Below are 14183 nucleotides of genomic sequence, written 5' to 3'. Positions count from 1 at the left end.
TGATGCTGAACTGGCTGCCTGACGTCAACCTGGTCGACGGCACGCTCGTCTCGACCCTGCGCATCGTCGTGTTCGCCGGCATCGTCGCGCTGCTCGTGTCGATGTGGCGCCGATGGCGAACGCTGCTCGTGGTGATCGGCATCGCCGTGGCGAGCGGCGGCCTGGGATGGTTGGGGGCCTGGCTCGTCTCAGACGTGTTCAACGTGTTCGGCGTCAGCATCGGCGCCGTCGCCATGCGGCGGGTCGGTCTGGGGTTCGCCGAGCTCGGGCTGCTGATCTCTGTGATCGTCGTCGCAGGCAGCTGGCGCAGCTGGCGGCGATGGGTCGCTCTGCTGGTGGCGGTCGCCTCGCTGTGCTTCACCGCTCTGCAGGTGAACTCGACCTTCGGGCAGTACCCGACGCTGCACGCCGCACTGGGCATCTCGAAGTTCGGTCCGGCGAACGACTCGCTGCTGCGCACCTCTGATCTCTCGCTCGGCGACTGGCGCGGTCGGCACCATGACCTGCCCGATCACGGCACGGTCGTCTCGGTGCACATTCCGACGCAGGCTTCGAACTTTCGCCCTCGCGACGGCGTGGTCTACCTGCCGCCCGCAGCCGTCGCCGACGACCCGCCGCAGCTTCCGGTGATCGTGGCCATGACCGGGCAGCCCGGGGCGCCTGACGACATGTTCACCGCCGGCCAGCTGCAGCCGGTGCTCGATGCCTACGCCGCCAAACACGACGGCATCGCCCCCATCGTCGTCGTGCCCGATCAGCTCGGCGACGCCTACCAGAATCCCATCTGCGTCGATTCGCAGCAGATGGGACAGGTCGAGACCTACCTCATGCAGGATGTGCCCGACTGGATCTCGCACCACCTGCCGGTGAGCACCGAGTCGAGTCAGTGGACGCTCGGCGGATTCAGCCAGGGCGCCACCTGCACCATGCAGATGGGGCCCGCGAACACGGCGCGCTTCGGGCACCTCTTTGCGATCTCGAGCGAGATGCAGCCCAACAACGCACCCGAGGCCGAGATGATCGATCAGTACTTCGGGGGCGACCGCAGCGCATTCGTCGCCAAGACTCCGCTCGGGGCGCTCGCACAGCATCCGGCCCAAGGTCAGGACGTTCTTCTGGCCGCCGGCAGCAACGACGCCGACGCGCAGGCCGCGATCGCCAAGTTCGTCCCGGTCGCGAAGCAGTCGGGCCGTGAGGTGCAGACCTTCATCTCGCAGGGCACCGGCCATGACTGGTACACGGTGCGCGCAGTGCTGCCGTCGATCATCGACGTGCTCGGAGTCCAGCTGGGCCTGGCCGATCACGAGGAGCCCGCCCAGACGTGGCCCAACGTCGTGAGGGCGACGCCATGATCGACGAGATGAGACGCCTCCTCGCTGCCGTGCCGCGCTGGCTGCGCGCCCGACCGCTCACCGTGGCGGTGGTGATTCTGCTGATCGCCGCCAACGTGCTGGTGCGGGTGCTCGACCAGGTGCTGGGCACGTCGCTGCGCACCGACCTGTCAAGCGTCAGCGCCATGCAGACGACGACCGGTCGTGCTCTGTGCGTGCCGGCCTCGATGCTGATCAGTGACCGATGGATGCTGGTGGTGGTGCATGTTCTGCTCACGCTGGTGCTGTTGGGCGTTGCGGAGCGCCGGCTGGGCTGGCTGCGCGCACTGGTCGGACTCATCGTCGCCGGCCTCGGCGGCACGGCGATCGGCATGCTGCTGCTGCTCGCCGGGCTGCACGTCAACGAGATGTGGTCGCTGAGTCTGGCCGCGCAGGCGAGCAGCATGATGTGGGCGCCGCTGACCGGCGTGCTGCTGGCGGCGACCGGCGTCATGAACGTGTTCTGGCGTCGTCGGGTGCGTACGGTCGGCTACTCCGTGCTCATCGCGCTGCTGCTCTTCGGTGCGACGCCCGGACACCTCTATGCCCTGCTGGCCGCAGTCATCGGGCAGCTGTTGGGCATGTGGTGGGGCAGAGACCGACACGTGCACGTGGTCGGTCGAAGCTCGCATCATGAGGCTCGTGTGCTGCTGGCGACGCTGGTCGCGGTGTTGGGGGTCGGCCCGGTGCTCACGGTGTTCTCGGCGGTGCCGCTCGGGCCGCTCGCACCGCTCGGTCTGCTGCTCGGCGAAGGCGACATCGACATCAGTGGGTCGGGGCCGAACTCCGACCACTTGGCACGGTGCCTCGCCAGCGACCAGCTCACCGGGTGTCTGCACGAGTTCTCGGTGGCGCGCGTCTCGACGATCAGCGGCATCGTGGTGACCATTCTGCCCACGCTGCTGCTGCTCGTCAGCGCGTATGGCATCCTGCGAGGTCGCCGCGTGGCGGCCTGGATGGCCATCGGCATCAACCTCGCCTACTCGCTGCTCTCACTCTGGTACTTCTTGATCGGGCCGTTCCTGATCGGCGGGCTGTCGCTCAACCATCACCACGGCATCGGTGAGATCACCTTCGTGCTGCTGGCCTCGGCGCTGGCCCCGCTCGTCGTCTCGGCGCTGTTGGTGGGCGGGCTCAGACACCTGCAGCTGCGCCCGTCGCGTCGACGCCTGATCGGCGCGATCACCGCAAGCCTGGGCACCTTTGCGCTGCTCTCGGCGCTGTATCTCGTCGTCGGCGTGGTGCGACCCGGCGACTTCACGCCGCAGACCTCGTTCGGGGCCCTGCTCGCAGACCTGCCCGAGCGGTTTCTGCCGGCCGGGTTCTTGGGGCTGACCAGACCCGGGTTCCTGCCCGCGGGGGCGCTCTCCGGCACGATCTATCACTGGATGGGGCCGCTGACCTGGCTGGTGGTCATCGTGAGTTCGATCTCGCTGCTGCAGGTGGTGCCGCCGCGTTCGGAGCGTGCGGCACGGGCGAAGGTCGACGATCTGCTGCTCAAGGGCGGCCGGTCGCTCTCGTTCATGGCCACCTGGCCGCACAATACGTACTGGTTCTCGTCGACCGGACGAGTCGGCATCGCCTATCGTGCGTCTCACGGCGTTGCGCTCACCGTGGGAGAGCCGTTCGGCGCTGAGAACGAGATCGATGCGGCCACGCTGGAGTTCGTGCGCTTCTGCGACGATCACGCGCTGGTGCCGGTGTTCTACAGCGTGCATGATCACTGCCGCGACCTGCTGGCCGCGCACGGGTGGAGCTCTCAGCCGGTCGGCCTGGAGTCGGTCATCGACCCGGTGCACTGGCAGACGAAGGGCAAGCGCTGGCAGGATGTGCGCACGGCGATCAACCGCGCCAAGCGTGAGGGAGTGACCGACCGCCTGTCGGTGTTCGCCGACCTCTCGCTGGCTACCCAGCTGCAGATCAAGGCCATCAGCGAGGAATGGGTCAGCGAGAAGGCGCTGCCCGAGATGGGCTTCACGCTCGGCGGCGTCGAACAGCTGCGCGACCGCCGGGTGCGCCTGCTGCTGGCCGAGAACGAAGACGGTCAGGTGCTCGCCGTGACCAGCTGGCTGCCGTTCTGGCGCGACGGGCGGGTCGTCGGATGGACGCTCGACTTCATGCGCCGCCACCCCGACAGCTCGAACGGCGTGATGGAGTTTCTGATCGCGCGCATGGCCGAGCGGCTGCAAGAGGAGGGCGAGGCCGAGAGCATGAGCCTCTCAGCGGCACCGCTCGCCGGTCTCGACGAAGACGACGGCTCTGCGCTCTCCCGCCTGCTGGCCGCGATCAGCGGCGCCCTGGAGCCGGTCTACGGCTTTCGCTCGCTGTTCTTCTTCAAGCGCAAGTTCCAGCCCGAAGAGCAGCAGATCTCGGTGGTCTATCCGGATGCCTCGGCGCTGTCGTCGATCGCGCTCGCGGTCACCGAGGCGTACGTTCCGGGCATGCGTCTCGATCAGCTGGTGACCTCGCTTCGGCGCAGCGAGGCGACGAGCGACGTCTCACCCAGTTAGACATCTCTTCACAGGAACGGCTACCATAACCACACGAGGTCATGCACAGCGGTGCCGTACCCCGCGACACCGAAGACGGCTGGCCTCTCGACAGAGAGGAACGACATCATGAGTTTTCTCGGATTCCTTCTGCTCGGCCTCATCGCCGGCGCCATCGCCAAAGCCATTCTGCCCGGCAAGTCTGAGGGTGGCTGGATCTCGACCCTGGTACTCGGCATCATCGGTGCCATGCTCGGCGGCTGGCTGGGCAACGTGCTCTTCGGCGCCGAGATGAACCGCTTCTTCTCGATCGGCTCCTGGGCCCTCGCCATCGGCGGCTCATTGATCGTGCTGCTGATCTGGGGCGCGATCACTCGCAAACGCAGCTGAGCCTGCCGTGGCAGAGACCCGGCGCTCGGAACATATCACCTGCCGCCGTGTGACGGTCGACGGCGGCGAGATCTCGATGCTGCATCTCGCCGCCGTGACCGGTGTGAGCGCATCTCGGCGCTTCGTCGTGCTGCACGGCATCGGCATGGCGGGCAACACCTTCAGCGGCCTGGCCGAGCGGCTCAGCTCTGTAGGAGAGGTCTGGGCACCCGACATGCCCGGCTTCGGCGACTCGCCGGAGCGTCCGACCCCGTTGAACATTCCGCAGACCGCCGACCTGCTCGCCCAATGGATGCGGGTGGCCGGCGTGCCCACCCCGGTCACGCTGGTCGGGCACTCGATGGGCACCCAGGTGGCCGCCGAGATCTGTGTGCGTCACCCTGAGCTCGTCGACCGTCTGGTGCTGATGGCGCCGACGGTCGACGCCTCGGCGCGATCTGCGGCGACACAGGCGCTGCGCATGGCCGACGACCTGCGCGACGACAGCCTGCGCGTGCTGGGCCTCGGTCTGGCGAACTACGTCAAAGTGGGCCCGAAGTGGTTCGCCGACAAGCTCGGCATCATGCTTGACCATCGTATCGAGCAGGTGCTGCCCCAAATCCGTGTCCCGACGCTGGTGCTGCGCGGCAGCGATGACAAAGTCTGCCCCGAGCCCTGGGTGCGGCACTGTGCGCAGCTGACTCCCGGAGCGACGTTCGTGCAGCTGCCCGGCGTGGGGCACGAGACGATGATCGCGGATGCCGACCCGGCTGCCGAGGCCATCCTGGCGTTCCTGCGTGCCTGCGACGCCGATCGGGCGGAGGCCGCGCAGAGGCGTGGCAACGCGCAGGCGTCGCGTCTCACCTGAGGCCAGGGCTGCTGTGCCTGGCGCTGTGGCCAGCCCCGTCGGACTATCCGCGCTGTGTGGTGAGCCGCGAATCCGGGTCCAGACAGCAGCACCCCCGCACAGTGGATGCTGTGCGGGGGTGCTGCTGTCGGCTGGTCAGTCTGTGCTGGTCAGCCGGGTTCTCTCAATGAGAACGTCGGGCGAGACCGATCAGAACGATCCGTCGATGTCGGTGACGACGACGACCTTCTCGTTCACGAACTCCTTGATGCCGAGGTCGATGAGCTCATGGCCGTAGCCCGAGTTCTTGACGCCGCCGAAGGGGATGTCGGCCTTCACGCCGGTGGGCTGGTTGATGTAGACCATGCCGGTGTCGAGACGACGAGCGACATCCTGCGCACGGTGGATGTCCTGGCTGAACACCGAACCGCCCAGGCCGAACGGCGAGTCGTTGGCGATGCGCACGGCGTCGTCTTCGTCTTTCGCGCGGTAGAGCTGCGTCACCGGGCCGAAGAACTCGGTGTGGAACGCATCGGTGTCTTCGTCGATCTCGGTGAGGATGGTCGGCTGGAAGAACGCGCCCTGAGCCGGCACGTCGGCGGCGAGGGTCTCAGCCTTGGCGCCGTCTGCGACGGCCTGCTCGACCTGCGCCTTGAGGTCGTCAGCGGCCTTCTGCGACGACAGCGGGGCCAGAGTGCTCTTGGGATCCATGGGATCGCCGGCGACGAGCTTGGCGACGCCCTCGCGGTAGCGGGCGACGAACTTGTCGTAGACCGCGTCGACCACGATGAGACGCTTCGACGAAACGCAGACCTGACCGCCGTTCCAGTGGCGGCCGAAGACGGCCCAGTCTGCGGCCTTCTCGACGTCGGCATCCTCGAGCACGATGAATGCGTCGGCGCCGCCGAGCTCCAGAGTGCTCTTCTTGAGGTGCTTCGCGGCCAGCCCGGCCACGAGCGAGCCGGCCTTCTCGCTGCCCGTCAGAGCGACGCCGCGCACGCGCGGGTCGGCGATCACTCGCTCGGTCTGATCATGCGGCAGGAACAGGTTGGTCAGCAGGCCTTCAGGGGCACCCGCCTTGGCGAACAGGTCGACCATGGCCAGCGCCGACTGCGGAACGTTCGACGCGTGCTTGAGCACGATGACGTTGCCGGCTGTGACCTGCGGGGCCGTGATGCGGATGACCTGGTAGTAGGGGAAGTTCCAGGGCTCGACGGCGAAGATGACGCCCAGCGGGTCGCTGACCAGCTGCACGTCGGTGTCGCCGAAGCCGGCGGCGGGCAGGAAGCGAGGCTTGAGCGCCTCGGCTCCGAACTTCACGTAGTAGTCGAGCATCTGCGCGCAGAGCTCGACCTCGAGCTCGGCCTCGCCGATGAGCTTGCCCATCTCAAGGGTCAGAATCTCTGCGTACTCGCGTTTGTTGTCGCGCAGAATCTGCGCGGCGCTGGCCAGAATCTCGGCACGGTGCTCGAAGCTGGTCTCGCGCCAGTCGAGGAACGTCTTGTGCGCCTGCTCGAGTGCGGCGTCGACCTCCTGCTCGGTGGCGTTCGGGAACTGCTTGACGACCTCACCCGTGAACGGGTTGGTGGTTGCGTATGCCATGAACCTCTTCTTTCTCGATGCGACGACGAAGACCTCGGGTGCCTTGCGGGCACGAGATCGGCCGGGTGCAGACCCGGATTCGTCGTCGCCGTCGTGTGGCGGTCGGGAACGGCCGCCAGGATGTCCGAATCATTTTAGTGGTCAGGCCACATGATCCGGTTGCCATAGTCATGAACGCTGAGAGGCGGATTGTATTCCGATGCGGCCAGAATGCCAATTGCAACGCTCTGCAACCCGAGCACACCGATCTGCAGGCAGGGCAGTCAGTAGACTGCCGAACGTGAGCGCGCACAACGGAACAGCACAGCAGCCCGATCAGCCCGGCCAGCACGACGACCAGAGCCGACACCGACACGGCGAGTACAAGCTGCCCGGCGGCAAGCTGGTCGTCGTCGATCTGCAGGACGTCGACGGCTTCATTCGTGGATTCCAGCTCTCCGGAGACTTCTTTCTCGAGCCCGACCACGCCCTCGACGCGATCAACGCGGCGGTCGAAGGCATGCCGGCCGACGCATCCGCCCGTGCGCTGCAGCAGCGCATCGAGTCGGCACTGAGCCCAGAGGTGCACCTCGTCGGCGTCACCGTGCCGGGCATCGTCACGGCCCTGCGCCGTGCGATCACGCATGCCACCACCTGGCGCGACCATGAGTGGCAGCTGGTGCGCACCGATCCGCTGCCTCCGCGGGTGCATCTCGCCCTCGACCAGGTGCTCACCGAGGCGGTCGCCGCCGGCGAGCTCAAACCGACTCTGCGCATCTGGAACTGGAACCAGCCCGCGATCGTCATCGGCTCGTTCCAATCGGTGCGCAATGAGGTCGACCTCGAGGCGGCAGCCCGCTTCGACGTGCCGGTGGTGCGCCGCATCTCGGGCGGCGGTGCGATGTTCATGGAGGGCGGCAACGTGGTCACCTACTCGCTGTATGCGCCGGCCAGTCTGGTCGCCGGCCTGAGCTTCGAAGACTCCTACGCCTTTCTCGACTCGTGGGTGGTCACGGCGCTGCGTGAACTCGGCATCGACGCCTATTACAAGCCGCTCAACGACATCGCGAGCACCGCAGGCAAGATCGGCGGCGCCGCGCAGAAGCGCATCTCCGGACGCGGGCGCACCAGCGGCGGCGTGCTGCACCATGTGACCATGAGCTACGACATCGACGCCGACCGCATGGTGCAGGTGCTGCGCATCGGTCGAGAGAAGCTCAGCGACAAGGGCATCCGCTCGGCCAACAAGCGCGTCGACCCGCTGAAGTCGCAGACCGGTCTGCCCCGTGAGGCGATCATCGACCACATGTGCGAGGTGTTCGCCAAAGAGCACGGACTCACAGCCGGCACGCTGTCGCCCGAGCACTTAGCGGCGGCCGAAGAGCTCGCCGCGACGAAGTTCTCGAGCGATGAGTGGCTCTACCGCGTGCCCTGAGCTGACTGCGCTCAGCCGCCGGCCCCGAGAGCTACCGCCGGCTCTGAGCTACCGGCCCCGAGCCGCGCACTCAGCCAGCTGCTCAGTCGCTCAGCAGCACCAGCTCGTCGCTGCCGCGACGCACGCGAGGGGCGACCTCGCGCTCACGGGCGCCCTCGTCGAGCTGGTCTGGAGACGCGTGCCGACCGGCGACGGTCACGGTGAAGACCTGCATCTCGTCTGGCAGCTCGAACTCGTCGTGCAGGCCGCTGGCGTCGATGCCCGAGATCTGGTGGGTGTCATAGCCGTCGTACTGCAGCTGCAGAGTCTGGTTCGCGACGGCGAGGCCCAGATCGTACGCTGCGGTCGGCAGCGTGTGCCCGTCGGCCTCGATGTACGCCGCGTTCACGATGACGAGGCCTGCCCGGTGCACCCAGGCCTGGTTGAAGGCGGTCAGGTGCGGCAGCACGCGGTCGAAGATCGCGCCGCGTCGGCCGTCTTCGCTGCGACGCCCGATGACGAAGCGCCAGGGCTGGCTGTTGAACGCAGAGGGCGCCCAGCGCGCCGCCTCGATCGCTGCGGCGATCGCCGACTTGTCGACGGTCGCGTGTTCGTCGAAGGAGCGCGGACTCCAGCGGGCGGCGATGGCCGGGGCGAGATCGGCGTCTGTGACGGCGTGGCGAGCGGTGGATGCTGTGGTCGAAGACATGTGGCTCCTGCGTGTGTGCGTGGTCGAGAAGGAAAGTGCCTGCACAGCGCAGTGTAGGCCCTGCGGCTGGTCGGCTCCATATACTCCTATCATGACGTCACGACGAGGCAGCAGACAGCGCCTCACGCGCAATCTGATCCTGCTGGCCCTTGTGGCGGTGCTCGCGATCTGGGTGTTCGTGCAGCGCGGTCTCGACGCGAACGAAGCCACCAGCCCTGCTGCGCACGATGCCGGGGCGCACACCTCGGCATCCGCCGCACCGAACGAGAGCGGAGTATCGCGCGCCAAGCCGAGCGAGGCCGCCCCGAAAGACACCTCGCTCGACGCCCCGGGGGCGCACGCCGGCAGCTCGGGCGACATCAGCGGGCTCAGCCGGCTGCAGGGCACCGACCATTTCACCCGCAACGCGCTCACCCATATTTTCTCTGGTGAGATCAGCCGTGCAGGCAAAGCGGTCGGCTATCACTCGCAGGCGTTCACCGGAACGAAGGGCGCGGTGGTCGGCGGCACCGAGACCCCTCCCGACACGCAGGGGGTCTACACCGCCCAAGTGACGGTCGACGGGCGGGCCAAAGCGGGCAACCGCGGTTTCTCGACGTTCTACCCGACCTCGATGAGCGCGCAGCAGGTGGTCGACGCGATCAATGAGGCGTATGACAGTCGTCGCGCGCAGGGTGACGCGTTCGTCGGGCGCGGCGGCGGGCTCACGATACAGATGGCGCTCGACGACCGAGGGCGCATCATCACGGCGTACCCGGTGCAGCGATGAGTCACGCCCACGAGTCAGCAGACGATGCGCTGCAGCAGCGCGATCTGCGCCATGAATTCGCCGAGATCCGCTTTGACGACGGCACGGTGGTGCCTGAGATCCGCTTCGACGACCCCCGGGCCCGACTGGTCGGGCGTCTGCTGATGAACGACCTGCAGGGGCGCGACGCACAGGGAGCGCTCGACCTGATCGACCGGGTGCTGGCCGGCAGGCTGCCGGTGGCCGAGATCGCGGGCAACACGACTCGTGCCGTGGTCGGCCCGCAGACGACCCGACTGATCGATGACATCGGGAGCCCGGCCGACGGGGCCAATCGGCTGCAGACTGACGTCGCTACCTCTTCTTTGCGCGCGATCATCGTAGAGTGGTTCGGGTATGCCGCCCGCACGCGCGCGCGGCACGCACAGGCCCTTGAGCCAGAGGAGACCGAATACGATCGTGCACTCGGTTCTGCGTCTCGCGGTCGGCCCTCGTGCGATCACGAAGCAGGGGAAGAGCACGGAGCATGACTCGTCGACGCAGTGACCTGCTCGCGCAGGGGGGTGCCGCAGCGCTGAAACCTGCGCGCGGCATCGGGTGGCCCATCACGGTCGTCGTCGCCTCGATTCTGCTGTCGCTCGCGGCGTGGGTGGCGTGGGGGCCGCTGCCGGTGCAGTCGGCGAGCATCGCCTTCGCCGATACCTCGCTGCAGCAGGTGGATGCCGGCGCAGAGTCCGCAGACACCGCGGCGGTCGGCGGCGGTGCGGGCGCTGGTGCTGATCAGCCTGCCGATGCCCAGCTGGCCTGGCCGTCGACCGGAGCCGGAGCGTTCGTGCTGCGCAGCCTCGGCGATCAGCCTGCGGCGAGCCAGGTGAGCGTCTCGATGACGCACGGCGAGCAGAAGGCCTACTCGATCGCGAGCGTGACGAAGCTCGTCACCGCGCTGCGCGTGCTCGATCGTCGGCCGCTGCAGGTCGGCGACCAAGGGCCGTCGATCACGATGACGCAGGCCGACGAAGACCTCATGAAGAGCTACGTGGAGCAGAACGGTTCGGTCGAGCCGGTGACCGTCGGCGCGTCGATCAGCCAGTTCCAAATGCTCGAGCTGTCGCTGCTGCCGTCGAGCAACAACTACACCACCAGCTTGGCGACTTGGGCGTTCGGCAGCGTCGACGACTATCTGGAGAGCACCCCGGCCTGGCTGGAGGAGAACGGCTTGGGCGGCATGACGATCGCCGACCCGACCGGAATCGACGAGCGCAACCAAGCGACCCCAGAGCAGATCGTGCACTTGGGCGAGCTCGCGCTGGCGAACCCGGTGGTGCGTCAGATCGTCTCGACGCAGACAGCTGACATCCCAGGGGTCGGCGAGATAAAGAACCACAACTCCCTGCTCGGCCAACAGGGTGTCGACGGGCTGAAGACCGGCAGCCTGGCCGACGTGTTCAATCTCGCCTACTCCGCCCATTTCACCGTTGACGGGGTTCCGTTCGAGCTGATCGGAGCCGCCCTCGGCAGCACCGAAGACCATGCGAAGCTGCAGCCTGAGGTCGATCAGCTCATTCAGTCGATCAGGCAGTCGATCATCTCGCGTGATGTGCTCGTCGCCGGTGAGTCGGCAGGAACGCTGACCACGTCGTGGGGGGCGTCGGCTGATGCGCAGTCTGCGGCCACGGTGCACGTGCTGAGCTGGCAGGGCACGCCGGTCACGGGGCGGTTCGTCGGCGCATCGGTGCAGGCTGGGGCGCGATCAGGATCACAGGTGGGCACGGTGCTGATCGAGCGAGCAGGCGAACAGGTCGGCTCTGCGCCGGTGCTGATCTCTCAGTCGATCGACGACCCGGGGCTCGACTGGCGCATCGCCAATATCGGGCTGCTGCCCGGCCCGGCCTGGTCGATGATCACCGGCCAGACCGGGTCATAGCTCGGCGGCGTTCATTCGGCGAGAATCACCAGATGCGAACGCGCTCGTCGCTGCCCAGCCACAGTCGATCGTCTGCGACGACCGAGAACACCTCGTGAAAGGCGTCCAGGTTGCGGGGAATCTGATTCGCGCGCAGATCGTTGGGCGAGTGCGGGTCGATGGTGAGCAGACGCACTGCCTCTTCCGGGCGACGCTTCTCGGCCCAGACCTGCGACCACGACAGAAAGAACCGCTGCGGGCCGGTGAGATCGTCGATGACCGGCGCCTGACGTGCGGCCTGGGCCACGGCATCTGCCGCTGACTGCGCAGGGTCGACGCCCAGCGACAGCAGGTATGCCTGCCAGGCGATCGAGAGGCCGCTGAGGTCGGCGATGTTCTCACCCAGCGTGAGGGCGCCGTTGACTTTGTGGCCGGGGGCGTCGAGCGGCTCGAGCGCGTTGTACTGCGCGACGAGCGCGGCGGTGAGCTTCTCGAAGGCCTCGCGGTCGGTCGCGCTCCACCAGTCGACCAGTCGACCGTCGCCGTCGTACTTCGACCCCTGGTCGTCGAAGCCGTGGCTGATCTCGTGGCCGATCACGGCGCCGATGCCGCCATAGTTCGCGGCGTCGTCGGCCTCGGCGTTGAAGAAGGGCGGCTGCAGAATCGCAGCCGGGAACACGATCTCGTTGAAGCCGGGGTTGTAGTAGGCGTTCACGGTCTGCGGGGTCATGAACCACTCGTCGCGGTCGATCGGACGACCGATCTTGCCCAGCTCCCGCGCCTGCTCGTAGCGCCCGATCGCACGCACGTTGCCGACCAGGTCGTCGCGGTCGATCTCGAGCGTGGAGTAGTCGCGCCACTTCACGGGGTAGCCGATCTTCGGAGTGAACTTCGCGAGCTTCTCGAGAGCCAGACGCTTGGTGTCGTCGCCGAGCCAGGTCAGCGAGTCGACCGAGCGGCGGTAGGCCTCGATGAGGTTCGCGACGAGCTCGTCCATGCGGTGCTTCGCCATCGGAGGGAAGTGCTGCGCGACGTACTCGCGCCCGACGGCCTCGCCCAAGCCCCCCTGCACGAGCGAGACGCCGCGCTTCCAGCGGGGGCGCAGCTCGGGGGTGCCGCTCAGTGTGCGGCCGTAGAAGTCGAAGTTGATCTCGACGAAGTCGTGCGAGAGGTAGGGGGCGGCACCGCGGATGACGTTGACGGCGAGCCATGATCGCCATGCCGGCAGCCGGTCTTCGGTGAGCAGGGCGGCGAGACCCTCAAGTGCCGACGGCTGTGCGACGACGACCTCGGCGAGCACCTTCGGGTCGACCTGCGCGGCCTCGAGATAGGCGCTCCAGTCGATGTTCGGCGTCGCGGCGACGAGCTGGTCGAACGTGCGCAGATTGTAGGTCTTCTCGATCTCGCGGCTCGCGACGACGTCCCAGTGTGCGGCCGCGATGTCGGTCTCGAGCTGCAGCACGTCGTGGGCTCGCTCGGCGGCGGCGTCGACGCCGGCGAGCTCAAGCAGCACCTGCAGGTAGATCAGGTACTTGCCTCGCACGTCGGCGAACTGCTCTTCGCGGTAGTACGACTCGTCGGGCAGGCCGATGCCGCCCTGCATGACGAAGGGCACATAACGGTCGGGCTGCCCCGGGTCGTTGTCGACGTAGAGCCCGAAGAATCCGCTCGAGCCGCGCTCCTCGGCGCGGCCGACCGCGGTCACGAACTCGGTGACGGTCTGCGGTGCCAGCGCGGCGGCGATGTCGTCGGCGATCGGAGAAGCGCCCAGCTGCTCGGCGCGGTCTTCGTCCATGAAGCTCGCGTAGAGATCGCCGATCTTGCGGCGGTCGGCGGTCGAGGCGTCGTCTGCGTTCGCGTCGGCCTCGGCGTCGGCCTCGATGATCGTGCGAATCGCGTCTTCGGCCGCCTCGGCGAGCTGCAGGAATGCACCATAGCGCGACTTGTCGGCCGGAATCTCGGTGCGTTCGAGCCAGCGTCCGTCGACGTGCAGGTAGAGGTCGTCCTGCGGGCGCACCGCAGGGTCGAGGTCGGTGACGCGGATGCCAGATGAGAGGTCGGCGGGCTGAGAGTCGCGAGAGGCAGCAGAAGTCATGCCCACAGCATAGTTGTCGACGTGGCGGTGTCCGCCTGTCTGCCCGCACCCGGTCGATTTCCCTCGCATGCGGCCGCAGAGTGTGCCTAGCATGGAACATGGTCAACCCTTACGATGAACTGCCACAGGTTCCCTCATTCACGCTCACCAGCGACGACGTCGTCGACGGTCAGACGCTGAAGTCGGCCCAAGTCGGGGTCGGCGCCGGCGGAGAAGGCCGGTCTCCGCAGCTGTCGTGGTCGGGCTTCCCCGCCGGCACGAAGAGCTTCGCGATCACGGCCTACGACCCCGACGCCCCCACCGCGAGCGGCTACTGGCATTGGGCGGTCTATGACGTACCTGCCTCGGTGACCTCGCTGGATGCCGGCGCCGGCAACGCCTCGACCGGCGGCGGATCGCTGCCCGCGGGTGCGATCGCCCTGACGAACGACTCGCTCGGTCGCGACTTCGTCGGCGCCGCACCGCCCGTCGGGCACAAGCCGCACCACTACTACTTCGTGGTGCACGCCGTCGACGTCGACCATCTCGATCTGCCAGAGAACGCGACGCCGGCCGTGCTGGGGTTCAACCTCTTCTCGCACACGCTCGCGCGCGCGACGCTGGTCGGCGTCTACCAGCGCTAGCGCGATCGAGGCGCTGCCCCGGCGACGTGTCAGGC

Annotated in this window: 12 protein-coding genes; 9 read left to right on the top strand and 3 right to left on the bottom strand. The window is 67.5% G+C overall.

The window, feature by feature from the left end; translation table 11 throughout:
- Positions 1 to 2: 2 nt before the first annotated feature.
- The 4 genes from F8O08_RS10155 to F8O08_RS10140 all read left to right on the top strand — a co-directional run bounded on the left by F8O08_RS10155 (position 3) and on the right by F8O08_RS10140 (position 5096).
- Positions 3 to 1352, top strand: a complete 1350-nt coding sequence (locus F8O08_RS10155) for an alpha/beta hydrolase (protein WP_225733643.1) — start codon at positions 3 to 5, stop codon at positions 1350 to 1352.
- Positions 1322 to 3880 carry a bifunctional lysylphosphatidylglycerol flippase/synthetase MprF gene (locus tag F8O08_RS10150; RefSeq protein ID WP_158043182.1) on the top strand — a complete coding sequence of 853 codons (2559 nt, stop codon included), beginning with the start codon at positions 1322 to 1324 and terminating at the stop codon, positions 3878 to 3880. Before F8O08_RS10155 ends, F8O08_RS10150 begins: the two co-directional genes overlap by 31 nt.
- Positions 3881 to 3988: 108 nt before the next feature.
- Positions 3989 to 4249: a GlsB/YeaQ/YmgE family stress response membrane protein gene (locus tag F8O08_RS10145; RefSeq protein WP_158030379.1), complete on the top strand. Its 261-nt coding sequence runs from the start codon at positions 3989 to 3991 to the stop codon at positions 4247 to 4249.
- A 7-nt stretch (positions 4250 to 4256) separates the two neighbouring features.
- The gene (locus F8O08_RS10140) at positions 4257 to 5096 is read left to right on the top strand and encodes an alpha/beta fold hydrolase (RefSeq protein WP_158043181.1); all 840 of its coding nucleotides are present in this window, start codon (positions 4257 to 4259) and stop codon (positions 5094 to 5096) included.
- Between the two features lie 189 nt (positions 5097 to 5285).
- Here the strand turns inward: F8O08_RS10140 and F8O08_RS10135 are convergent, their stop codons facing one another.
- The gene (locus F8O08_RS10135; RefSeq protein WP_158030377.1) at positions 5286 to 6677 is read right to left on the bottom strand and encodes an NAD-dependent succinate-semialdehyde dehydrogenase; all 1392 of its coding nucleotides are present in this window, start codon (positions 6675 to 6677) and stop codon (positions 5286 to 5288) included.
- Positions 6678 to 7044: 367 nt separating this feature from the next.
- Here F8O08_RS10135 and F8O08_RS10130 point away from each other — a divergent pair, with 367 nt between their 5' ends.
- Positions 7045 to 8091 carry a biotin/lipoate A/B protein ligase family protein gene (locus F8O08_RS10130; protein WP_158043275.1) on the top strand — a complete coding sequence of 349 codons (1047 nt, stop codon included), beginning with the start codon at positions 7045 to 7047 and terminating at the stop codon, positions 8089 to 8091.
- An 82-nt stretch (positions 8092 to 8173) separates the two neighbouring features.
- On the opposite strand, the gene F8O08_RS10890 is transcribed toward F8O08_RS10130, so the two are convergent.
- A complete protein-coding gene (locus F8O08_RS10890) occupies positions 8174 to 8779 on the bottom strand; it encodes a nitroreductase family protein (RefSeq protein ID WP_192497766.1) in 606 nt (201 codons plus the stop codon).
- 91 nt (positions 8780 to 8870) lie between these two features.
- On the opposite strand from F8O08_RS10890, the gene F8O08_RS10120 reads away from it, so the two are divergent.
- The 3 genes from F8O08_RS10120 to F8O08_RS10110 are packed head-to-tail and all read left to right on the top strand — an operon-like array spanning position 8871 to position 11451.
- Positions 8871 to 9548 (top strand): EndoU domain-containing protein, encoded by a 678-nt coding sequence (locus F8O08_RS10120; RefSeq protein WP_192497765.1) that lies wholly within the window; start codon positions 8871 to 8873, stop codon positions 9546 to 9548.
- On the top strand, positions 9545 to 10057 hold the full coding sequence (locus tag F8O08_RS10115) for a hypothetical protein (RefSeq protein WP_158043179.1): 513 nt from the start codon (positions 9545 to 9547) through the stop codon (positions 10055 to 10057). Before F8O08_RS10120 ends, F8O08_RS10115 begins: the two co-directional genes overlap by 4 nt.
- On the top strand, positions 10054 to 11451 hold the full coding sequence (locus F8O08_RS10110) for a D-alanyl-D-alanine carboxypeptidase family protein (protein WP_158037001.1): 1398 nt from the start codon (positions 10054 to 10056) through the stop codon (positions 11449 to 11451). Before F8O08_RS10115 ends, F8O08_RS10110 begins: the two co-directional genes overlap by 4 nt.
- A 25-nt stretch (positions 11452 to 11476) precedes the next feature.
- Here the strand turns inward: F8O08_RS10110 and F8O08_RS10105 are convergent, their stop codons facing one another.
- Entirely contained in the window at positions 11477 to 13525 is a 2049-nt protein-coding gene (locus F8O08_RS10105; RefSeq protein ID WP_158043178.1) for a M13 family metallopeptidase, read from the bottom strand.
- 98 nt (positions 13526 to 13623) lie between these two features.
- Here F8O08_RS10105 and F8O08_RS10100 point away from each other — a divergent pair, with 98 nt between their 5' ends.
- Positions 13624 to 14148 carry a YbhB/YbcL family Raf kinase inhibitor-like protein gene (locus F8O08_RS10100; protein WP_158037003.1) on the top strand — a complete coding sequence of 175 codons (525 nt, stop codon included), beginning with the start codon at positions 13624 to 13626 and terminating at the stop codon, positions 14146 to 14148.
- Positions 14149 to 14183 lie beyond the last annotated feature (35 nt).

It is taken from the genome of Pseudoclavibacter sp. CFCC 13611 (assembly GCF_008831225.1).
Taxonomy (GTDB): Bacteria; Actinomycetota; Actinomycetes; order Actinomycetales; family Microbacteriaceae; genus Pseudoclavibacter_A.
The sequence above is the reverse complement of the archived record's forward strand: the minus strand, read 5'-3'. Positions and strand labels throughout refer to the sequence as shown.

What these genes read in the sequence shown, in the direction of transcription:
- F8O08_RS10155 (WP_225733643.1), top strand. Translation starts at nt 3, where the DNA reads ATGCTGAACTGGCTGCCTGACGTCAACCTGGTCGACGGCACGCTCGTC.
- F8O08_RS10145 (WP_158030379.1), top strand. Translation starts at nt 3,989, where the DNA reads ATGAGTTTTCTCGGATTCCTTCTGCTCGGCCTCATCGCCGGCGCCATC.
- F8O08_RS10135 (WP_158030377.1), bottom strand. Translation starts at nt 6,677, where the DNA reads ATGGCATACGCAACCACCAACCCGTTCACGGGTGAGGTCGTCAAGCAG.
- F8O08_RS10890 (WP_192497766.1), bottom strand. Translation starts at nt 8,779, where the DNA reads ATGTCTTCGACCACAGCATCCACCGCTCGCCACGCCGTCACAGACGCC.
- F8O08_RS10120 (WP_192497765.1), top strand. Translation starts at nt 8,871, where the DNA reads ATGACGTCACGACGAGGCAGCAGACAGCGCCTCACGCGCAATCTGATC.
- F8O08_RS10115 (WP_158043179.1), top strand. Translation starts at nt 9,545, where the DNA reads ATGAGTCACGCCCACGAGTCAGCAGACGATGCGCTGCAGCAGCGCGAT.
- F8O08_RS10110 (WP_158037001.1), top strand. Translation starts at nt 10,054, where the DNA reads ATGACTCGTCGACGCAGTGACCTGCTCGCGCAGGGGGGTGCCGCAGCG.
- F8O08_RS10105 (WP_158043178.1), bottom strand. Translation starts at nt 13,525, where the DNA reads ATGACTTCTGCTGCCTCTCGCGACTCTCAGCCCGCCGACCTCTCATCT.
- F8O08_RS10100 (WP_158037003.1), top strand. Translation starts at nt 13,624, where the DNA reads ATGGTCAACCCTTACGATGAACTGCCACAGGTTCCCTCATTCACGCTC.